21 protein-coding genes are annotated in these 21,807 nt (G+C 35.8%); 13 read left to right on the forward strand and 8 right to left on the reverse strand.

The window, feature by feature from the left end; genetic code table 11:
• Positions 1 to 84: 84 nt before the first annotated feature.
• The 3 genes from AB9K26_RS05790 to AB9K26_RS05800 are packed head-to-tail and all read right to left on the reverse strand — an operon-like array spanning position 85 to position 2,463.
• Positions 85 to 474, reverse strand: coding sequence for a hypothetical protein (locus AB9K26_RS05790; RefSeq protein ID WP_369971593.1), 390 nt, complete (start codon positions 472 to 474; stop codon positions 85 to 87).
• Positions 461 to 2,242: an ATP-dependent endonuclease gene (locus AB9K26_RS05795; RefSeq protein WP_369971594.1), complete on the reverse strand. Its 1,782-nt coding sequence runs from the start codon at positions 2,240 to 2,242 to the stop codon at positions 461 to 463. The genes AB9K26_RS05790 and AB9K26_RS05795 overlap by 14 nt, the downstream gene beginning before the upstream one ends.
• Positions 2,239 to 2,463 (reverse strand): hypothetical protein, encoded by a 225-nt coding sequence (locus AB9K26_RS05800; RefSeq protein ID WP_369971595.1) that lies wholly within the window; start codon positions 2,461 to 2,463, stop codon positions 2,239 to 2,241. The genes AB9K26_RS05795 and AB9K26_RS05800 overlap by 4 nt, the downstream gene beginning before the upstream one ends.
• A gap of 453 nt (positions 2,464 to 2,916) precedes the next feature.
• Here AB9K26_RS05800 and AB9K26_RS05805 point away from each other — a divergent pair, with 453 nt between their 5' ends.
• From AB9K26_RS05805 to yidC, 3 genes are all read left to right on the forward strand, one after another.
• Entirely contained in the window at positions 2,917 to 4,554 is a 1,638-nt protein-coding gene (locus tag AB9K26_RS05805) for a CTP synthase (protein WP_369971596.1), read from the forward strand.
• Positions 4,555 to 4,868: 314 nt separating this feature from the next.
• Positions 4,869 to 5,234 carry an endonuclease domain-containing protein gene (locus AB9K26_RS05810; protein ID WP_369971597.1) on the forward strand — a complete coding sequence of 122 codons (366 nt, stop codon included), beginning with the start codon at positions 4,869 to 4,871 and terminating at the stop codon, positions 5,232 to 5,234.
• Positions 5,235 to 5,276: 42 nt separating this feature from the next.
• Positions 5,277 to 7,181, forward strand: coding sequence for a membrane protein insertase YidC (yidC, locus tag AB9K26_RS05815; protein ID WP_369971598.1), 1,905 nt, complete (start codon positions 5,277 to 5,279; stop codon positions 7,179 to 7,181).
• Between the two features lie 140 nt (positions 7,182 to 7,321).
• On the opposite strand, the gene AB9K26_RS05820 is transcribed toward yidC, so the two are convergent.
• Complete coding sequence (locus AB9K26_RS05820; RefSeq protein ID WP_369971599.1) at positions 7,322 to 8,722, reverse strand: fasciclin domain-containing protein; 1,401 nt, start codon at positions 8,720 to 8,722, stop codon at positions 7,322 to 7,324.
• 125 nt (positions 8,723 to 8,847) lie between these two features.
• On the opposite strand from AB9K26_RS05820, the gene AB9K26_RS05825 reads away from it, so the two are divergent.
• The 5 genes from AB9K26_RS05825 to AB9K26_RS05845 all read left to right on the forward strand — a co-directional run bounded on the left by AB9K26_RS05825 (position 8,848) and on the right by AB9K26_RS05845 (position 14,581).
• Positions 8,848 to 9,513, forward strand: coding sequence for a toxin-antitoxin system YwqK family antitoxin (locus tag AB9K26_RS05825; protein ID WP_369971600.1), 666 nt, complete (start codon positions 8,848 to 8,850; stop codon positions 9,511 to 9,513).
• Between the two features lie 106 nt (positions 9,514 to 9,619).
• Complete coding sequence (gene mnmA, locus AB9K26_RS05830) at positions 9,620 to 10,807, forward strand: tRNA 2-thiouridine(34) synthase MnmA (RefSeq protein ID WP_369971601.1); 1,188 nt, start codon at positions 9,620 to 9,622, stop codon at positions 10,805 to 10,807.
• A 32-nt stretch (positions 10,808 to 10,839) separates the two neighbouring features.
• Positions 10,840 to 12,450, forward strand: a complete 1,611-nt coding sequence (locus AB9K26_RS05835; protein WP_369971602.1) for a S8 family serine peptidase — start codon at positions 10,840 to 10,842, stop codon at positions 12,448 to 12,450.
• Positions 12,451 to 13,398, forward strand: coding sequence for an NAD(P)H-dependent flavin oxidoreductase (locus AB9K26_RS05840; RefSeq protein ID WP_369971603.1), 948 nt, complete (start codon positions 12,451 to 12,453; stop codon positions 13,396 to 13,398). It abuts the gene before it with no gap.
• A gap of 46 nt (positions 13,399 to 13,444) precedes the next feature.
• Positions 13,445 to 14,581, forward strand: coding sequence for an ATP-grasp domain-containing protein (locus AB9K26_RS05845; RefSeq protein ID WP_369971604.1), 1,137 nt, complete (start codon positions 13,445 to 13,447; stop codon positions 14,579 to 14,581).
• On the opposite strand, the gene AB9K26_RS05850 is transcribed toward AB9K26_RS05845, so the two are convergent.
• Complete coding sequence (locus AB9K26_RS05850) at positions 14,562 to 15,500, reverse strand: hypothetical protein (RefSeq protein WP_369971605.1); 939 nt, start codon at positions 15,498 to 15,500, stop codon at positions 14,562 to 14,564. The two genes, AB9K26_RS05845 and AB9K26_RS05850, sit on opposite strands and share 20 nt — an antisense overlap.
• A 382-nt stretch (positions 15,501 to 15,882) precedes the next feature.
• Between AB9K26_RS05850 and AB9K26_RS05855 the strand changes: the two genes are divergently transcribed.
• Genes AB9K26_RS05855 through AB9K26_RS05865 form a run of 3 tightly spaced genes read left to right on the forward strand, consistent with a single transcriptional unit; the run spans position 15,883 to position 18,081 of the window.
• The gene (locus tag AB9K26_RS05855) at positions 15,883 to 17,268 is read left to right on the forward strand and encodes an MATE family efflux transporter (RefSeq protein ID WP_369971885.1); all 1,386 of its coding nucleotides are present in this window, start codon (positions 15,883 to 15,885) and stop codon (positions 17,266 to 17,268) included.
• Positions 17,269 to 17,278: 10 nt separating this feature from the next.
• Positions 17,279 to 17,506 (forward strand): hypothetical protein, encoded by a 228-nt coding sequence (locus AB9K26_RS05860; protein ID WP_369971606.1) that lies wholly within the window; start codon positions 17,279 to 17,281, stop codon positions 17,504 to 17,506.
• Positions 17,506 to 18,081: a phosphatase PAP2 family protein gene (locus AB9K26_RS05865; protein ID WP_369971607.1), complete on the forward strand. Its 576-nt coding sequence runs from the start codon at positions 17,506 to 17,508 to the stop codon at positions 18,079 to 18,081. The genes AB9K26_RS05860 and AB9K26_RS05865 overlap by 1 nt, the downstream gene beginning before the upstream one ends.
• A gap of 1 nt (position 18,082) precedes the next feature.
• Here AB9K26_RS05865 and AB9K26_RS05870 read toward each other — a convergent pair whose 3' ends face one another.
• From AB9K26_RS05870 to AB9K26_RS05880, 3 genes are read right to left on the reverse strand one after another with little or no spacing between them, the layout of a single operon-like run.
• The gene (locus AB9K26_RS05870; RefSeq protein WP_369971608.1) at positions 18,083 to 18,799 is read right to left on the reverse strand and encodes a glycosyltransferase family 2 protein; all 717 of its coding nucleotides are present in this window, start codon (positions 18,797 to 18,799) and stop codon (positions 18,083 to 18,085) included.
• Between the two features lie 26 nt (positions 18,800 to 18,825).
• The gene (gene meaB / locus AB9K26_RS05875; RefSeq protein ID WP_369971609.1) at positions 18,826 to 19,899 is read right to left on the reverse strand and encodes a methylmalonyl Co-A mutase-associated GTPase MeaB; all 1,074 of its coding nucleotides are present in this window, start codon (positions 19,897 to 19,899) and stop codon (positions 18,826 to 18,828) included.
• Positions 19,900 to 19,905: 6 nt separating this feature from the next.
• Positions 19,906 to 20,481, reverse strand: a complete 576-nt coding sequence (locus AB9K26_RS05880; RefSeq protein WP_369971610.1) for a DUF2911 domain-containing protein — start codon at positions 20,479 to 20,481, stop codon at positions 19,906 to 19,908.
• A 180-nt stretch (positions 20,482 to 20,661) separates the two neighbouring features.
• Here AB9K26_RS05880 and AB9K26_RS05885 point away from each other — a divergent pair, with 180 nt between their 5' ends.
• Both AB9K26_RS05885 and AB9K26_RS05890 read left to right on the forward strand, forming a co-directional pair.
• The gene (locus AB9K26_RS05885; RefSeq protein WP_369971611.1) at positions 20,662 to 21,213 is read left to right on the forward strand and encodes an RNA polymerase sigma factor; all 552 of its coding nucleotides are present in this window, start codon (positions 20,662 to 20,664) and stop codon (positions 21,211 to 21,213) included.
• Positions 21,197 to 21,784: a hypothetical protein gene (locus tag AB9K26_RS05890; RefSeq protein WP_369971612.1), complete on the forward strand. Its 588-nt coding sequence runs from the start codon at positions 21,197 to 21,199 to the stop codon at positions 21,782 to 21,784. Before AB9K26_RS05885 ends, AB9K26_RS05890 begins: the two co-directional genes overlap by 17 nt.
• Positions 21,785 to 21,807: the final 23 nt, after the last annotated feature.

The raw sequence follows: 21,807 nt of genomic DNA on the forward strand, positions 1-21,807 counted from the left end.
TTTTAGTGTTAGCAGTGGTGTCGCTGCTTGTGGCGGCGATGCTTTGATAATTATTCTACTTAATACTTTTAGTATTAAATAGTATTAGTCAGTAAATTTTTCTGTTTCTCTTTTTAATTCAAATTCTGCTATTTCTTTATCCAAATCAGTCAAAATATTTGGTTCTTCAATAGAGTTGCCAGATTCTACTTCTTTTTGAACAACTTCTTTTATCTTTTTTGATGTTCCTTTTAGATTTAAAGAAGTACTGTTTAAATCTTTATAAATAATACTTATTAAGACATATTTACAAATAGTTTTTAAAATGCCATATTCTTCGATGTCTTCAGTAAGAGTAGTAACAGAATGATTCACGTAAACGTTATTAGCTTCCGACAAAAAAGTATTAATTGTATTTTCTACCGTTTTGGAAACGGTAAACTTACCATCATCACTAACTTTAATCTTAAATATTTTATGTTTAGTTGTTGACATATTTTTCGATTTTTAAAAAGTTAGTTTTTATTCTATCGCATAGTTTAAAGGCATTTGATAAACTTGAAATTTGTTCTTTTTCTGGCATTTCGTCAACTATGTCTAGTAAATGTCTAATTACGTCTTGTTTAGTAATACTCGAATTACTGTTCTCAGGTAAAAATGTTTTATAATGAGTAGATAAAGTATTAATTATTGGTGTTTCTATTTCTTTTGTCAATTTAAAATCAATAAACTCTTTTTCAAAAACTTCCAATGTTTTAAGGGAATTACAATAATTGTTATAAGCTTGGACATACAAGTCTTGTGGAAACAAATCTTCAAATGTTCTAGTTTTTCGGTCGCTAAAAACAACATTTATTTCTACTTCTTCCCAGTTGTTTTCCTTGATGTTGTTTTTGTAGGCTTTTACTTTTTTTACATCATCAGCTTCTGAATCACTATCAAGTATTGCTATTCCTGAAAGCTTTAAGTTGTTTTTACCTAAATAATTAATAGCTTGCGGAATATTGTTAACACCGTCTGCATTGTAAATATTCATCCACTCTAAATCTCTATATTTTTCAAATTGAAATAAGCGATGAAAAGCAAGCTTTTCAGTGTTGCCCTCAACAACTAAGTTAATATCCCCGATTAGAAAGCTGTCATTAAGCATAATACCTAGTTCTCTTCTTAAAACTTGATACTTATTTAGGAAAGGCTTTTTATTAATCTTAGTACCGTCTTTAGCTGTTTTATTTACAAAAATCAATGAATCTACACAGTTTCTAACGGCTAAAAAAGGGTTGTGGGTTGTATATAAGATTTGAGAGTTTTCAGAAATTTCATCAAATGATTTTAGCAAGTCCTTAGCTCCTTTTGGGTGTAAGCTATGTCCAGGTTCATCAAGTAAAATAATATTGTTTTTGCTTCCGCTAATTTTTTTTGTGTACAATTTATTTACTAAAAATGAAAAATAGTATTGGAATCCTGGACTACGTTCATTTATCGAAAAACTCTTGTTGGAATTATCTCTGATTATTAGATTAAGTTTATTTCCTAAGGCTGGAACTATTTTGATATTTATGCTTTGGTCTTGTTTATAGTGTTTTTTAAAAATTTGATTTAACTTAATTTCAATATCTGATAAATAGGTTGTAACAAAGTTGATGTCTTGATTATTCAAGTCATTGAAATCATTACAACCTCCAATTACAAGTAGTTTCCTGAAAGTTTCAAACTTTTTGTCCGAACCCAATAATTCTTCAATAGTTGATGGCTCGATTAATAAATCTTCGTTTTCAAAATACTCAATATCTGGATAGATATCTTTGAAGAATGAATCTAAAAACTTTGACAATTCACTGATATTATCGGTTAATTTCAATCCGAATTTACCAGATTCTAATATACTAACCGATATATTGGAAACACCATTTCCCCATCTCTTCAACTGCAATAGACATTTTTCTGATTGTTTATTTAAGGAAGATAAACCCTCTTTAGATATGTATTCACTAATTAACTTGTAAAGTTTTGAATAAACACTTTTACTTAACTTAAATGTTCCAATTATAACAGGAAGTCCATTTGGATATCTTTCAGAACTTTTATTTAGTAATGAAGTTTCGAACTCTGTTTCTAAGATATTTAAGTAACTAATAGCTGAGATAATACTTGATTTTCCACTTTCATTCTTCCCTACAAAACATAGTTGATTAGATTGTATTTCTAATTTTTCATATGAAATCGATTTGAAATCATAAATTTCTACTGACTTTAATTTCATTGTTTAGGGTAAAAAGTTAAACGAATTATTACCATAACGTTTTGTAAATAATTATTTGCTGGATTTCCAGAAACCACCTTTATATCTTCGCTATCAATTTTTGCTATTTGTAATTTATTTTCGGCTATAAATGCGTCTCTTTTCTTTTTTGCATCTTCTACTGCGTTATTGAGTTCATTAAATCGAACACTTGAACTTGTAAAATATTCAGTTTTTTTCATTTTAATTTGAGTAGTTTTTTATGGAAGCCAACTAGTGATATAACATCTTTTTAAAATTAAAATCAATAGTTATGCAAGTCATGCAATTACGCCAATTTATCACAAAAAGTCAATACGTAGTCCTACGTATTTGCTCAAATATAGAGCAGTCTTAAGATATGTGTTAACGGTTTCCCGTAAAATGAAGTGTATTTCTAAGAGGATGCTTCAGGTCTCCTTCGGGTTTGATTCGGGTTTGTTCGGGTACGCCTTTAGGTCTCCTTCAGGTTTACTTCAGGTTTCCTCCAGGTTTACTTCAGGTTTAGCCAGGTGCTTTTATAAAGTTATAAACCACAGCACTAAATGCTATTTTTAAGGTCTAAACCCATTGCCAATAAAAAATTGGTCTTATCGCCTCAAATAATTTACTAAAGCCATTTTTTATTGTAAATTTGCCTGCGTTAACAACGCAACATGGCAACGACTAAATACATTTTTGTAACTGGAGGCGTAAGCTCCTCACTTGGGAAAGGCATTATTGCCGCTTCTTTGGCAAAACTGCTCCAAGCGCAAGGTTACAGAACCACCATTCAAAAACTCGATCCTTACATTAACGTCGATCCTGGAACCCTCAACCCTTACGAGCATGGCGAATGCTACGTCACAGACGATGGCGCAGAAACCGATCTCGACCTTGGGCATTATGAGCGTTTCCTTAACGTCCCGACAAGTCAGTCAAACAACGTCACCACAGGTCGCATTTACCAAAGTGTGATCGATAAGGAACGTCGTGGCGAATTCTTGGGCAAAACGGTTCAAGTGATTCCACACATTACAGACGAGATCAAAGATCGTGTTCAAATGTTGGGACAAACAGGCGATTACGATATCGTGATTACCGAAATTGGTGGAACCGTTGGTGATATTGAGTCCTTGCCGTATGTGGAAGCGGTTCGTCAGCTCAAATGGGATTTGGGTGAGCACAATGCTATTGTGGTACACTTAACCTTAGTGCCGTATTTGTCAGCTGCTGGTGAATTGAAAACCAAACCGACACAACACAGTGTCAAAACCTTGATGGAAAGTGGTGTCATGGCAGACATTTTGGTCTGTCGTACCGAACACGAATTACCAGAGGAATTACGTACTAAATTGGCAAAGTTCTGTAACGTGCGTCCAGAAGCAGTGATTCAATCCATTGATGCCTCAACCATTTATGATGTTCCGAATTTGATGTTGGACGAAGGTTTGGATAAAGTCGTGCTTCAAAAATTAGCCTTGAAAGGGTCTGAGCCGAACTTAACCCAATGGAACCAGTTCTTGAAACGCCATAAAAACCCGACAGGTCATGTCACCATCGGATTGATTGGAAAATATGTGGAGCTTCAGGATTCGTACAAATCCATTTTGGAGGCCTTTATTCATGCTGGTGCTGAAAATGAAGTGAAAGTAGATGTAGAAGCCATCCATTCAGAATATTTAACTGAAGAAAACGCTGCAGATAAGCTGAAACATTTACATGGTGTGTTGGTGGCTCCTGGTTTTGGCGAACGTGGTATTGAAGGGAAGATTGAAGCGGTTCGCTTTGTGCGCGAGAACAACATTCCGTTTTTAGGAATTTGTTTGGGTATGCAAATGGCAGTAATTGAATACTCTAGAAATGTCCTCGGATTAAAAGCCGCCAATTCTACAGAAATGGATGAAAACACCAAACATCCTGTCATCGACTTGATGGAATCACAAAAAACCATAACCGACAAAGGTGGTACGATGCGATTAGGTGCTTGGGATTGTGATATTCTCGATAACAGTATTGCCAAAACGGTCTATGGCACGAATGCCATTAAAGAGCGTCACAGACATCGTTATGAATTTAACAATACCTACAAGCAACAAATTGAAGAGGCTGGCATGAAAGCTACTGGATTAAATCCTGAAACAGGATTGGTTGAGATCGTTGAGATTCCTAGCCATAATTGGTTTGTTGGCGTGCAGTATCATCCAGAATACAAGAGTACAGTAGCGAATCCACACCCATTGTTTGTCGCTTTTGTAAAGGCAGCCCTAAACTATAAAACAGATAAGAATAGTGTCAGTATGGCACAAAATTAATATTGGACGGCTTTTTGTTAAGTAGAAAGCTGTCATCATAAGGTTAACCTCCTTTTTGGTTTCCTCCTTAAAAAGGAGGAAGGCTAAGTGCTCTAAAGTTTAAGTAGAGTAATTTGAAAGTCCTCACTTTGTAAGGAGAGATGTCCGCAGAATGGAGTGGTTACGAAAGGTTGATATAGATGATGTAAAAATAGCATCATTGAAATGTAGAATAAAACTGTCCTCTCCTTTGTAAGGAGAGGTGTCCGAAGGACGGAGTGGTTGAAAATCAACCTCAGAAAACGGAGAGGTTGAATTAAAAAAAACGAATTGTTTTGAACAACGAATTACACAATAGGAAATACCTCAAGGAATTCCGAAAGACGTTGCGAAACAATCCAACCAAGGCCGAAAGTAAATTATGGCAGGCCTTGCGGAAACGACAATTAGAAGGAAGAAAGTTTAGGCGTCAACACAGTATAGTCAACTATATTGTGGATTTCTATTGTCCGGAGGAAAAATTAGTCATTGAAGTTGATGGTTCGGTTCACCACAACACAATAAATAGTGATTACGATCACAAACGAACCGAAGATTTAAATGCTTTTGGATTGCAGGTCATTCGATTTACAAATGATGAGGTGTTTGAAAGTTTAGATCACATATTGGAACGTATAAAACAAAATTTTAAGAGGAAATAACCTCTGGGTCTTCGACAACACATCGAAGCAATAATTGAACACATGGAAGAAAAAAAATTAGATTTAAACTCCATCATCGGTTTCGTGCTCATCTTCGGAATCTTGTTATTCATGATGTGGAAAAATCAGCCAACACCAGAAGAACTGGCTGAACAGGAAAAAGCAAAACAAGAACAGGTTGAAGCTGAGAAAAAAGCGGCTGAAACTCAAGCTGAAACCAAAGTCACTACAGCAGAAGATTATTCCAATGCAACTATTGGTGATTCCTTGCAATTCGAGAGTTTAAAAAACAAGTTGGGTGCTTTTGCCTATTCGGCAACCTTGCCATCAGCAACCGATAATGAAACATCAGTAGAGACAGATGTATTGTCTTTAAAATTTAGTAATAAAGGTGGTTTCCTTTCTGAAGTGAAACTGAACAAGTTTGTCGATTACGATTCTGTGCCGATTTATTTGATTCAGGATGGTAATCAAGACTTCAATATTGAGTTTCCAACGGCAGACAATCGTATTCTAAATACCAAGGACTTATATTTTCAGCCATCCGTAACTAAAAATGGTAATAATACCGTCGTGTCCATGAAACTGAAAGTTTCAGAGCGTCAGTTTTTGGAATACCGTTACGAAATGAAACCTGATGATTATATGGTGGACTTTTCCATTGTGTCTTCTGGTTTGAGTGGAGTAGTGAACAGTTCTAATCAAATTGATTTAGATTGGGCATTGAAGACTTATCGCCATGATCAAAGTATTACTTATGAGAATCGTTACACACGATTGACCTACATGCATGACGGTGAAAAAATAAGCAAGCTGGCGCAAGCTGGAGATGATGAGGAAATCATAGAAGAGGCCAGATGGTTGTCGTATAGACAGCACTTCTTCAGTTCGATTTTGGTGGCCAAGCAACCATTTAAAAGTGCAACAATTACGTCTACCGATTTGGTGAAGGATGAGGAAATCGATACAGTTTTCACGAAGCGTTTTACATCCAAATTACCTTTGAGTTTTGTAAATGGTGAAGCCAATAATGCCTTTCAGTTTTACTTCGGACCAACCGATAGTAAAATCCTTAAGACATATGACTATGATCTAGATGAAAGTATTCCATTTGGTTGGGGTATTTTCGGATGGATCAACAAGGCTTTGTTCATTCCGCTCTTCGGATTCTTGAGTTCGTTCCTACCTTACGGAATCGCGATTATTGTCATGACGATTTTAATCAAATTGATGATGTCCTTTGTGCAGTACAAGCAGTTCTTGTCACAAGCTAAGATGCGTGTCTTGAAACCAGAATTGGATGCCATTAGAGAAAAGTATAAGGACAATAAATTGAAAGCACAACAGGAAACGATGGCACTTCAAAATAAAGCAGGTGCAAGTCCGTTGGCAGGTTGTTTGCCAGGTTTGATTCAGTTACCTGTGTTTTATGCCTTGTTCATGTTCTTCCCAACAGCTTTCGATTTAAGACAGAAGAGTTTCTTGTGGGCAGATGATTTATCGTCCTATGACGTCATTGCTGAATTACCATTCAATATCCCATTTTATGGCGATCATGTGAGTTTATTCCCGATTTTGGCAGCGATTGCTATCTTCTTCTATATGAAGATGACTACAGGTCAGCAAGTGGCAGCCCAACCAACTCAGGAGGGCATGCCAGACATGCAGAAGATGATGAAGTATATGATTTATTTCTCACCATTGTTAATGTTAGTATTCTTTAATCAGTACGCTTCAGGATTGAGTTTGTATTATTTCATTTCGAACCTGATTAGTATTGGGATTATGATTGTCATCAAGAATTATATTTTGGATGAGGATAAAATCCATGCACAGATTCAGGAGAACAAAAAGAAGCCAAAGAAACAAAACAAGTTTCAAAAGAAAATGGCTGAAATGATGGAGCAGGCTGAACAACAACGTCAAGCTCAAAACAGAAAGAAGTAATTTTCTAAACTACATAAAAGAGAAAGCCTTTAGTCATCACTAGAGGCTTTTCTATTAAAAAAAGAGCCTCTAGACAATTCTAGAAGCTCTTCAATCATCCAATATTCAACAATTGAATGGGCTATTAATCAATTTGCCGATTACGGATTTGGGAGAATTACTGTGTCAATGGCATGCACCACACCATTTACTGCTTGAATATCGACAAGCGACCCAATAATTCCAATATCTCTTCCATTATTATCGGTTAATGTTAGTGTATTGACATCTAACGTTAAATTACCACCAAGCGTTGGTACAGTTCCACTCATTAAATCCATAGAACGTACATTGCTGTTCACAACATGCATTAGTAACACAGCATCCACTGTAGCAGGATCTAAATCGCCCAAAGCAGTATTTCCAGAAGGATCTAATTCTAATAATAGGTCAGTAAATGCATCATTGGTAGGAGCAAACACAGTGTAAGGTCCTGCTGAAACATCAGAAACAGTTCCAATCCATGGTACTGTTGGAGAACCAGTGTCGGCTAATTGTAAAGCTGCTACCAAATTACTAAGGGCATCATTTGAAGTTGCAAAAGTTGCAATTGTTGGTAAATCAATAACTTGGTTTACTATGTGAATGACACCATTGGTTGCTACTACATCAGCTACCGTTACCATCGATGATCCGTTTAGCATAACTCCGTTAGTAGTGTTAACATACAAACTTAGGTTATCGCCATCTGCATTTTCAGCGGCAGTATTTTGATATCCAGAACTCAATCCAGTTGAAATAGCTGTTGTTCCAACTATTACATGATTTGACAATACATTGGCGATATCATTTCCATTAGGATTAGTAAAAGCACTGAAAGCATCATTGTTAGGAGCAAAAACAGTAAAGTCACCATCCATAGATAGAAGATCAGTAAATGTAGTATTGTTTCCAGCAGTTAAGGCTCCAACCAAGCTTGATAAATCTGGATTGGCAGTAGCATGCGTTACTATATTTGGTAAGCCAATTACAGCGTCAACGATGTGAATGGTTCCATTTGAAGCATCAATGTCTGCGCCTCCCATCGTTACAGATGAAACATTGTTAAAGGTAACACCATTAGATGTATTAAAATATAAGCTCAGTTTTTCTCCTCCTGCGCCATCAGCATTTGTTTTAGCATAGCCATCACCAGCAGCAATCAATTGAGAAGAAGTAATGTCTTCAGAAATTACATGGTTCAAAAGAATTTGTGCCAAAACATCAGTTGGAACGGCATCTAAACTTGCAAAACCATTCTGAGCCAAAAATGTATCAAAGGCATCGTTTGTTGGTGCTAAAACGGTGTAAGGTCCATTACCACTTAATAAAACATCTAAATTACCATCAGCAGCTTGAAGGGCAAGGACTAGATTTGATAAATTAGGAGAGGCACTTGCGAGCTCAACAATATTGAAAGGTTGCTGTACAACCACTCTGTCATCATCAGAACTACAGGCCTGAAACATGATTGTAAGTAGGAGAAGGGGAATAATTCTGAAAGATTTTAAAATAATTTTCATTTTTTTGAGTTTTTTTGTTGTTAACTTAATTGTATAACGAATAATAATCTGTTTAACAAAATTACAAAATGATTAAACAAAATAGTTTCAAAGCGCTTTTTTTTATGTTTATTTTAACAATGAACATGTCTGTTATTTGTGCTCAAGATGCTGTAAATCAGTTTGATGACAATGGTAAAAGACATGGGGTTTGGAGAAAGTACTTTCATGAAACCGATCAGTTGCGCTACGAAGGACAGTTTGAGCATGGAAAGGAAGTAGGGACTTTCAAGTTTTATACTTTAAATAATGATAAGAGTGTTTTAAGCGCAGTAAAGGTTTTCAACCCTAACGATGAAAGAGCTACAGTAACATTTTACTCCTCTAAGGGAAAGGTCATTAGTGAAGGGACTTTGAATGGGAAGCTTTATGTCGGAAAATGGATTTTTTATCATAAAACTTCCCAGGCTGTTTTAACCTCCGAATTTTATAATGAAAAAGGAGAGCTTGAAGGAGAGCGTAAAGTGTTTTACGAAAATGGTCAGGTTGCAGAAGTGTCCCATTATTCAAATGGAAAGTTGGAAGGCTCTTCTAAATGGTATTCTGAAAACGGAACTTTACTTAAGGATTTTCTATATGATAATGACGAATTGCATGGTCTGGCAAAATACTATGATGCAGATGGTGTTCTTCTGGCAGAAGGTATTTATCAACGTGGAAGAAAACACCGTATTTGGAACTATTACGAAGATGGAAAACTAAAGGAAACAAAAGATCACACCAGACGCAGTAAAAATCCAAAGAAACAATAGTCTAAACTTATTGAACCTATAAGTATAACTAATAGCAACGGTGTTTACGTTGCTATTTTTATTTCTTAATTTTGCATATTCAAAACAAAGGAATCAAAGCTATTAGATGAAAAGAGTAATTGTTGGTCTTTCAGGAGGTGTTGACTCAAGCGTTGCCGCTTACTTATTGAAGGAGCAAGGCTATGAGGTGATTGGGCTGTTCATGAAGAATTGGCATGATGATTCTGTGACCATTTCTGATGAATGTCCATGGCTGGAAGATAGTAATGATGCTATGTTGGTAGCAAATAAGCTGGGAATTCCATTTCAAACAGTAGACCTGAGTGAGCAATACAAAGCACGTATTGTTGATTATATGTTTGATGAATATCAAAAGGGAAGAACGCCAAATCCAGATGTCTTGTGCAATAGGGAAATCAAATTTGATGTCTTTATGAAAATCGCCATGGATTTGGGTGCCGATTATGTTGCAACTGGTCATTATTGCAGAAAAGATATTATTGAAAAAGACGGTAAAAAAATTCATCGTCTTTTAGCAGGAGTCGATGGCAATAAAGATCAATCCTATTTTTTATGCCAACTATCGCAAGAGCAATTATCAAGGGCTTTATTTCCTATAGGAGAATTGACCAAGCCTGAAGTAAGAGAACTTGCTACCGAATTGGACTTAGTTACTGCCGATAAAAAAGATTCCCAAGGCTTGTGTTTTATTGGAAAAGTGAGATTGCCCGAGTTTCTTCAACAAAAATTAAAACCAAAGGAAGGTGTCATTGTTGAAATTCCAGAGAACCATACCATATATAAAGAGCAACAACCACAGTTTGATTCTAAGTCTGAAGAACTTGCTTATTGGTCTAAAAAAAGAATCTATTCTGTAACTGACGGAAAAACCGTTGGACAACATCAAGGTGCCCATTATTTCACTAAAGGACAGCGTAAAGGGTTGGCTGTTGGAGGTACCAAAGAGCCATTGTTTGTTATTGAAACGGATGTTGAAGATAATGTCATTTATACAGGTCAGGGTAAAAATCATCCTGGATTGCTCAAACATGTGCTTTTTGTAAATGATGATGAATTGCATTGGGTTCGAGAAGATTTGAAGTTGGAAGCAGATGAGACTATGGAAGTCAAGGCTAGAATACGTTACCGACAACCACTTCAGTTGGCTACATTACATAAAGTAGAAGGCGGACTCTACGTTGAGTTTGAAAAACCACAATCTGCTATAACAGAAGGTCAATTTGTTGCTTGGTATTTAGAAGACGAATTAGTTGGTTCGGGAGTTATTTCTTAAATTGCAATAAAACAGACCCAATTAATTGCAATATGAAGAAATTATTACTGCTAGTGGTAGTGCTTATTCAGTATGCATCATTCTCACAAGAACATGCTTGGGTATATCTTACCGATAAAGAAAATGTAGCAAATGCTGTAGCCAATCCCTTGACCATTTTAACTCAAGAAGCGATAGATAGAAAAGCGGCTCACAATATTCCTATTGATGAAAGGGATGTGCCTGTTAATGAAAACTACATTTCACAGTTAAAATTGCAAACAGGAATTTCTGTCATGGCAAAATCCAAATGGTTTAATGCAGTTTATGTCATTGGAGATCAAACAAATATTGAAAATCTAATAAACTTGGATTTCGTTAATTTTATAGATTTTGCTGATAAGAGTCTTAATCAAGAATCCCGAGCGGTCGAATTAACCAATAAGTTTATGGTCGAGGAAGCCTTAGTAGATTTTAACTATGGTGATTCACAAAATCAAGTTGAAATGATTGGTGTCAATGAATTGCATTTTCAAGATTTTACTGGAGAAGGCATTACCATTGCAGTTTTAGATTCAGGTTTTCTTAATGTCGACACGATGCAAGGCTTACAACGTTTAAGAGATAATGGTGATTTGTTAGGAGGTTATGATTTTGTAAGTCGGACTGATGATGTGTTTGCATTTACAGGTAATGAGCATGGATCTAGGGTTTTAAGTACGATGGCAGGATTTGTTCAGGATCAATTCGTTGGAACAGCTCCTGATGCGTCCTATTACTTGTTTAGAACAGAAGATGTTTCTTCTGAAATGCCAGTTGAAGAGGCGTATTGGGTTGAAGCTGCCGAACGTGCAGACAGTTTAGGAGTCCATATCATTAATTCCTCATTAGGATATCGAGTTTTTGATAATCCCAACTATGATTACATACCAGAAGATATGGATGGAAATACAGCATTTATATCCAAAGGTGCCAACATTGCTAACGAAAAAGGCATATTGGTTGTCAATTCTGCTGGAAATTCTGGAGCGACTACATGGCAAAGTGTTGGAGCGCCTGCTGATGCTGCAGGAGTGTTCAGCATTGGAGCTGTTGATGGCGATGGAAATTACGCTGCATTCAGTTCTCAAGGATCAGCTGTGCAACCCACTCAAAAACCTGATGTTGTGGCTCAAGGTCAAGCAGCTTCAGTAATTAATTCCAGTGATTCAATTATAAGTAACAACGGAACATCATTTAGTTCACCAATAATAGCAGGAGCGATTGCCTCCTTATGGCAAGCATTACCCAATGCTTCTCATGAGGAAATCAAACAATTTGTTCGAATGTCAGCCTCGCAATTCAATACGCCTGATTTCTTTTTAGGATATGGAATTCCGAATTTACAACTGGCATTGGATATCGGACTTTCAGTTCCTGAAGAAACATTCGTGCAATTTAAAGTGTTTCCAAATCCAGTTTCAACAATTTTACATATTCAAATTCCGCAAAGCACTGAACCAACTCACTTGAAGGTTTATAATGTCCTGGGAAAAGTTGTATTGGAAAAAGCGATCCATCAATCTGAAACCCAATTGGACATGTCTTCTATGGCTTCAGGAATTTATATCATGTCTTTTGAGGCTACAGATGCCTCAAAGCAATTCAAACTTATTAAATCATAAATGGCAAATAGAATAACAGAGCTTTTCAATATCCAATATCCTATTGTTCAAGCTGGTATGATTTGGAACAGTGGATGGAAATTGGCTTCAGCAGCAAGTAATGCTGGAGCTTTAGGATTATTAGGTGCTGGCTCAATGTATCCTGATGTGCTTAGGGAACACATTCAAAAATGCAAAAAAGCCACTAACAAACCTTTCGGTGTCAATGTGCCAATGCTATATCCAAATATTGAAGAGATTATGGATATTATTGTTGAAGAAGGCGTTGAGATAGTTTTTACCTCTGCTGGAAATCCTAAAACTTGGACCTCTTGGCTTAAAGAACGAGGAGTTAAAGTTGTTCATGTGGTGAGTAGTGTCAAATTCGCCTTAAAGGCGCAAGAGGCTGGAGTAGATGCTATTGTAGCTGAAGGATTTGAAGCTGGTGGACATAATGGACGAGAGGAAACAACGACTTTGACTTTGATTCCAATGGTGAAAGAACAACTCAGAGTACCTTTGATTGCTGCTGGAGGAATAGCGACAGGAGAAGCTATGTTGGCCGTAATGATTTTAGGTGCAGATGCCGTTCAGGTTGGTAGTCGTTTTGTGGCCAGTGAAGAAGCCTCCTCACATCAAGCCTTTAAAAAAGTTGTTGTTGATGCCAATGAAGGAGACACGCATTTAACACTAAAGGAATTGGCGCCTGTACGACTTATCAAGAATAAGTTTTATAATGAGTTGCAGGAACTTTATAAAAAGTGTGCTTCGGTTGAAGAACTAAAAGCCCATTTGGGGAGGGCTAGAGCTAAACGTGGCATGTTTGAGGGTGACTTGGAGGATGGTGAATTGGAAATCGGTCAAATTTCAGGATTGATTCACGATATCAAACCAGCAGCCCAAATTGTTGAGGATATGGTATTAGAATTTCAGCAAGCTCAAAAGAAAGCCAGTCGACCCTTCTATTGAACAACACTTTATATGTATTTCTTAGCTATTAATTACGATATAACAAATGAACTCCAAGATCCATGTACTGATACCTGATGGTGATAGCACATGGGCTTTGTCTGTGCTGTCTTGTTTGTCATATAATCCAGATTACAAGTTTTTTGTGTTGTCTAATACCAAACGGACTGCAACAAAGTATTCAAGATATACAGCGTACTATAAATACTATAAACGGACTTCAGATCAAGACTGGCTTGAAATACTTAATAAAGAAATTGAAGCCAATGATATTTCAGTAATAGTTCCAATTGCTGAAATTGAAATGCAGTTTTTCATTACTTATCAAAATCTATTGAATGAAAGTGCAAAACTGATTTTTCTTCCAAATATGGAAGCATTTCAAACAGCTATCCATAAAAACAAACTGAGCTACTTTATAAAGGAACACCAATTACCACATCCTAAATTTGTAGATTTCAATTCTGTTGAAGCCTTCAAGAAATCATCTTTTAGTTTAAGTTTTCCTGTGTTGATGAAACCATTGCACGATAAAGGAGGTGATGGCATTTTACGTTTTGATTCTCTTAATTCATTAAATACCTATTTAGATAAGATTGCTGATTCTGAGCATGTATTTATTCAAGAATATATTGAAGGTTACGACATTGATTGTAGTGTTATTTGCTTAAAAGGAGAGGTTCTGGCTTATACCATTCAAAAAGGAAATTTATTGGGTCATAGTCCGTTTGCACCTCAATTAGGATTTAATTTCACCAATAATGATAAAGTAATCAGACTAGTTCGAGAACTCATGCAGAAGCTAGATTGGTCTGGTGTAGCGCATATCGATTTGCGTTATGACAAAAAGGAAGAAGATTATAAGGTCATTGAAATCAATGCTAGATTTTGGGGAAGTGTTGACGGATCGAGGGTTGCAGGAATAAATTTTCCTGAGTTAGCCATTAAATTAGCAATGCAAGGAAGCATTGAGAAAACGTCTTTCAGAACAATTCACTATATGCGTTTAAAAGGCGTTTTAAAATCAATAAAGCGGAAACCTTCATTTATTTTTAAGCGAAAATATCTACTAAATAACACTGAAACCAAATCTTTTTTAAGAGATCCATTGCCTACTGTATGTCGGTTTTTTGAGTGGTTTTCGCGTTTATTTCAATTGGTTTTTATGGTTGGTCTGGTTTAAAATGTGTTTTATAAAGTCGGCTAGAACCATTTCCGAAGCTATTAAAAAGTGTTTTCAGTTCTTCAATATTGAGTTTTTTGTCAGGTGACTGTTTTTCGGTGATGCGTTTGCTAGTAAAGTAAAGTGTATTGGTTTTTAAATTGACAAACGGACAGTAATCCATTTTATCAGAATTCACAGCATTTCCCATATTCTTTGATTCAGTCCATGAACCATCTTCCTCTTTGTAACTAATATAAAGGTCTCCACTTCCAAAGCCATCAGGTCTATTGTAACAGGTATAAATTAAAAAGCTCTCGTCAGGCGATACGTAGGCATTGAATTCATAACCTTCTGAATTGATCTTACCTCCTAGAGATCTTGGTGTGGTATAAGTTCCATTTTTAAACTCACTTACATAAATATCATCTCGCTGTTTAAAGGCTTTGTCGTCAAGCGTGAAATAAAGGTTTTTGGAAGCTGTAATAACTGGATAAAACTCGTCCATTTCGGTATTTATTGGTGCACCAATATTTTGTGGTTCAGACCATTTGCCTTCAATGGAGTTTCGAGAAACATACCAAATGTCAAAATCCTTTGTTTCTGTTGATCCACTATCTAAAGGCCTATTGGATACAAAATATAATGTGAGTGCATCTTCAGATAAAAACGGTTCAATATCAAAAAACTGTCCAGAAAACGAAAGTACTTCAGGATTTTCCCAACCAGTAGAGGTTTTTCTAGCAGTAACCAAGGCGGAAATCTCTCCCATGGTACTTTGGACTGAAAAAAAGACTTCATTTTCACTTGAGTTGATTGCGATATCTCTCACATTAGGAAATTGTTTCAGAATAGGATCAAGAAATGGTTCAACTGTTTTAGGATTGGTTTGCGAAAAGGATAAGGAGCAACACAGAAAAAAAAGATTGATGAATTTCATAGTATAGGATTTTCAATCAATTTACAAAACCATCGGATTGACGTTTTAAAAGTTTTGTTAAATATGAATTCCTATAAACAACAAAAAGAGGATGAACTCCTCTTTTTGTCTGAAACGTTTTTTAACAACAAAATTTTTAAATCCCTCTAAAATAATAGCTAAAAAAGTTTCTACCCCAAATACCTAACCTACTAAATAAGGTATTTATGAAGTAAATGTAATGTATTCTTAACTTTTGTGTAAATAAATAGAAATCAAGTTATTAACAATTTAAGTTCAAAATGTTGATGATTTTTTGGATTTAAGAATACTAAAATATCAAAAGGCTTTTTCATAACATAATACTTTTCAAAAACTTACCTTTGGCACCTGAAAGATAATGATGGTCTTATCAAATTATACAAAAGAGTTTAAATTAAATTGGCAATTAGCTGCACCTGTGATGTTGGGTATGTTGGGACACACTTTCGTGCAATTTATTGACAATATCATGGTAGGGCAGTTAGGAACGGCTGAATTAGCCGCAGTATCTCTTGGCAATAGCTTCATGTTTATTGCCATGTCTATCGGAATTGGTTTTTCAACAGCTATCACACCTTTAATTGCTGAAGCCGATGCCGCTAAAAATTTTAAGATAGGTAAATCTTCTTTTAAGCACGGCTTGTTTCTTTGTTCAGTATTGGGTGTGCTTTTGTTTTTGTCGGTATTTTTTGCACGTCCGTTGTTATACCTGATGAAACAACCTGTTGAAGTCGTTGAGTTGTCACTTCCTTATTTGAAATTGGTAGCATTTTCGTTGATTCCATTAATTATTTTTCAGGCATTTAAACAATTTAGTGACGGATTGGCAATGACCAAGTATCCTATGTATGCTACCATCATTGCAAATATTGTTAATGTCTTTCTGAACTATATCCTCATTTTTGGAAAATTTGGTTGCCCTGAATTAGGAATCGTTGGTGCAGCTTACGGTACCTTAGTAGCTCGTGTTATCATGGTGATTCATTTATGGTGGCTTTTATCAAAGAAAGAGAAATCTAAAGCCTACGTCACCAACATTAAGTTGTTTGTACTTGATAAAGTGACTTTGAGGAAAGTTATTGGTTTAGGGTATCCAAGTGCGATGCAAATGTTTTTTGAAGTTGCCATTTTTACTGCTGCGATTTGGTTGAGTGGTTTACTAGGAAAAAATCCACAGGCAGCAAATCAAATTGCTTTGAATTTATCATCTATGACCTTTATGGTTGCCATAGGTTTGAGCGTTACCTCAATGATACGAGTAGGAAACCAAAAAGGTTTGCAGCAATATTTTGAGTTGCGAAGAATTGCGTTTTCCATTTTCTTATTGGCTGCTATTTTTGCAACAGTTTTTGGGTTACTTTTTTTTGTATTTAAAGATGAATTACCAAAACTCTATGTTGATTTTAACGATGCTCAAAATTTCAACGATAATTTAGAAGTGGTAAGCATTGCCTCTAAATTGATGCTGGCAGCTGCTATTTTTCAAATAAGCGATAGTATTCAAGTGGTGGTATTGGGAGCCTTGAGAGGTTTGCAAGATGTAAAGATCCCAACCTTGATAACGTTCGTATCTTATTGGATTATTGGTTTTCCAATAAGTTATTTTTTGGGAAAAGAAGAGGTGTATGCTAGCTTTGGAATTTGGCTCGGTTTATTGGCTGGATTGTCATCTGCAGCAATTTTGTTGACGATAAGATTCAATTTTCTTACGAAAAGATTAATTTTGAATACAACTAAGAACTCATAAATTAAGTAATATGGAACTTCCTAAATTCATTCTAGGTGATAATACAGATTACCCTAATGCCATATTTGTTGTTCATACAGAATTTCCTAGATTTATAATCAACCTCGAAGATGATGAGGTAGAATGGTTTGAGGAATTTGATGAGCACGACCAACGCGAAATTGAAAAAGAAGCTGAAAATTTGATTCAAGCTGCTACAGATTTTTATGATAGGGAAGTTAAAAGATACGAAGATTGATGTTAGACCAATTAGTTAATTTAGATACTGATTTATTTGTTTACTTAAATGGCTTAGGTACTGAATCTTGGGACGGCTTTTGGATGTTCTATACCACAAAATATTATTGGGCACCACTTTACGCAGTCTTATTATTCTTATTGTACAAACAGCTCGGCACGAAACTATTTTTATACACTCTTTTGGTTATTGTTGCCATGATAACTTTTACAGATCAGATTACAAACGTTTTCAAAAATGTTCTGGTCATGCGGATGAGACCTTGTTATAATCCCGAAATTGAAGATGTCGTGCGATTGGTTAAAAGATCTTGCGGTGGAAGAAATGGTTATTTTTCAGGCCATGCGTCAAACTCAATGGCAGTTGCTTTTTTTACCGGATTGATTCTTAAATCCAGATACAGATTTTTAATTTACCTACTTGTCATTTGGGCTATTGGTATGGGTTATAGTCGAATATATATAGGTGTACACTATCCTTTGGATGTCATTAGCGGCATGCTATTTGGGGCGCTTTGCGGATTTTTATTTTATAAAATTGTCATGTACCTAAAATCTAGATTAGAAAAATCGTAATCTAAACTTGCTTTTTGTGAATGGTGTAATTAATATACTTTTTTTTCATCCACAAATAAGCAAAGCAATCCAATAGAGGGCCAAACAATCGATTGGTCATTCCAAATTTTGAGCGACCAGCTTGTCTAGAAAAGTGTTGTACAGGAATCTGTTTTACGTTTCCATTTTGAAGTAATACCATTGCAGGTAAAAATCGATGAAGTCCTCTAAACATAGGAATGCGTTTGGCGTAATCAGTCTTTATTATTTTTAGCGGACAACCTGTGTCATCCATTTGGTCATGGGTAAAGCGCCTTCTGATGAAATTTGCAATTTTAGAGGATACTTTTTTTAAATAGCTATCATTTCGATTCACACGCACACCAGTCACCAAATCGTAATCTCCTATATACTCAAAAAGCAAATCAAAATCTTTTGGAGAGGTTTGTAGGTCAGCATCAATGTATCCTAAATATTCAGTGTCACAATAGTCAAAACCAGCTTTTAATGCGCTGCTTAGACCTTTGTTTTCTGAAAATGCAAGAAATCCGAAATCTGAATACTTGTTGCAGATAGCTTCAATTTTTTCAAGACTATTATCAGTAGAGCCATCATCTACAAATAAAACTTTGGATGTTATTTGCGATGATGCTTTGAATTCCAACAATTCACTTTCCAAGCGCTTTAAATTGTCTTCTTCGTTATAAACAGGAATGATAATGGTAAGCACGTAATTCATGAAACATGACTTGTTTTGTCTGAGCCTTAAAGTTGAAGTAGGTATTCAGCGGCAACAAAAGGAGTCGTTTTTCCTTCATCGATCAACTGAAGTTGTTTTTGAAGCTCCTCTTTTATTTCTGGCTGATTGAAAAAATCGGACTTTAAGCGTTCTTCAATTGTTTGTAACAACCAAAACTTACTTTGCTCTTTTCGGTTTTTCTCAAAATAACCATTGGCTTTCGTATGTTTGATATACGTGCTTATAAGTTCCCAGATATCTGAAATGCCTTCTTGTTTTAAGGCACTACAAAGACTTACTTTTGGTTGCCATTCTGAGGCTTTTTGAGGATACAGATGCAAGGCTCTGTTAAATTCTACTTTAGCTAGTTTTGCAGCTTTTAGGTTTTCTCCATCAGCTTTATTAATAGCAATGGCATCAGCCATTTCAATGATACCGCGTTTAATACCTTGAAGTTCGTCACCAGCGCCAGCCAATTTCAAAAGTAAAAAGAAATCAACCATGCTGTGAACAGCAGTTTCACTTTGACCAACACCTACGGTTTCAATAATAATGGTATCAAAGCCAGCTGCTTCACATAAAATAATGGTTTCTCTCGTTTTTCTTGCCACGCCACCTAAAGAGGTTCCTGAAGGCGAAGGTCTGATAAAAGCCTTCTCGTTTTTCACCAAATCTTCCATTCGTGTCTTGTCTCCCAAAATACTGCCTTTACTCAAACTACTACTTGGGTCAACAGCGAGCACAGCCACTTTTTTGCCAACAGATGTTAAGTGCATTCCAAAAGCTTCAATAAAGGTGCTTTTTCCAACACCTGGAACACCTGTAATACCAATTCGAACCGATTTGTTGGCTTGTTTCAAGCAACCTTGAATAATGGTATTGGCTTGTTGCAAATGTTTGACATTAGAACTTTCCACCAAAGTAATGGCACGACTTAAAGCTGTAATGTTGCCTTCTAAGATTTGCGAAATAAGAGCATCGGTAGTTGGCTTGAGTTTTCTTTTTTTCTTGATATTGCTAATAGAATTTACATTGGTGATTTCAGATTCTGAAACACCATCCGTATTGCGCAATGCAGAAGATTTTGAGTGTTCGGTCAAATGCCTTTATTCCTTTTGGTCCTTTATTACAGTTAAAGGTACGGCAATTTTTGTTTTGTCCCAAGCTAAAGTAAGTTTGAGATCATCGGTTGAATTATCAAAGGCTATGGTAAACTGTTCGACTACTTTATTTAAGGTTTCCACTGGAACATCAATTTCCAATAAGTCATAATTTGGATCCCATAAGGGTTGCATTTGCTCATCAACACCCCAAGCATATTGTTTGGTATTTAGCATCACTTTCCAAACACTGTCGTTCGGAACGGTCCAAAGGGAATATTTTCCAGCAGGCACATAAATGCCATCAACCATCAAATCTTTGTTGGATTCAAAAGTAGTAGCTTCATTAGCTCCAGTTCTCCAAACCTTTCCATGAGGAACCAAACCGCCAAAAATTTCACGACCTTTTTTGTATGGTCGGTTGTAAAATACTTCGAGCTCTAAATCGTTTAGTTTGAATTCTACAGTGTCTTTCGGACTCAAACGATTTTCAAATATATTCTCAACAAAATAGGAGTAAAGGAAAAGTCCGATAGCAACTATAGACAAAAATATGAGTAGGCGTTTTAAAAACGTGTTCATGTAAATTTCAACAATTTAAAAATGCGACATAAATATACTAGTAAATCAGTGACTTCCCAATGAAACTTAACGTACTTTTAGGATATCTATTATATTTTTTTAAAAATTTTGATAGATTTTGCAACACTCACTTTTTTGTATCGTCTTTTAAGTGAACTCAACCAAACCAAAACCCTTTAGATGTCAGAATCTAATATTATTGAAAAGTGTAGGCAAAACAATCGTGTCGCTCAGATGCATTTGTACAAGCAGTATTGCGATGGAATGTTCATTGTGGCTATGCGCTTCATGAAAGATGCTATGGAAGCAGAAGACATGGTCCAGGAAGCTTTCATCAAAGCCTTTTCAAAATTAGATCAATTTAAAGCTGAAGTGACCTTTGGTGCTTGGTTGAAACGTATCGTGATTCATAAATGTATCGATACCTTAAAATCCAAAAAACAGCGTTTGCTGGAATTGGAAGAGGTGCACCTAAAGGTTGTCGATACGAATTTTGAAAACGAATGGTTAGTTGAAGATACAATTACTGCAGAGGAAGTGAAGGATGCGATTCATAAGTTGCCAGACAAATACCGTTATGTTTTAATGCTGTATTTGATGGAAGGTTATGATCATCAAGAGATTTCGGATATCCTAAATATTTCCGAAGTAGCATCAAGAACGCAACTCTCAAGAGGAAAATCAAGATTAAGAGAATTATTAACACCTATTAAAAATGGCACAAGATCTTAGAGATTTATTACGCAATGAGCAAAACGATTCGCACAAAAAAATGAATGATGGGCATGAGTCACGATTTCTTAAGAAATTGGATGACGCCTTGCCTGAAGAATCATCAATCAAAAAACGCTACAGTGTTTTACAATTAGCGGCAAGTATCATTGTGCTTTTAGGATTGGCTTATGGTGCTTATATGTTTTTTCAACCAGAAGAAAACATTGGAAATAAGGTGGTCAATAATAATCCTGATAGCATTCAAGAGGATCAATTGAAATCTTTAGGCGACATTTCTCCAGATTTGAAAAAGGTTGAAGATTACTATTTGGCAAACATCAACCTAGAACTGTCAAAAATCAAGCAAACCAAGGAAAACAAAGAGTTATTTGATGGTTATGTCTTGCGATTGGCAGAATTGAATCAGGAATATAAGCGCCTAACAGTCGAGCTCACTGAAAATGGACCAAATGAGTTAACCGTAAGTGCCTTGATTGACAACCTGAAACTTCGCTTGAATTTATTGTATCGCTTAAAAGAACAGTTAAATGATTTAAATGCCTCTGAAGACTCTAAAAAAATCAGTTGATCAAGAGGTACTATTTAATAACC

It is taken from the genome of Psychroserpens sp. XS_ASV72 (assembly GCF_041224425.1).
Classification (GTDB): Bacteria; Bacteroidota; Bacteroidia; order Flavobacteriales; family Flavobacteriaceae; genus Psychroserpens.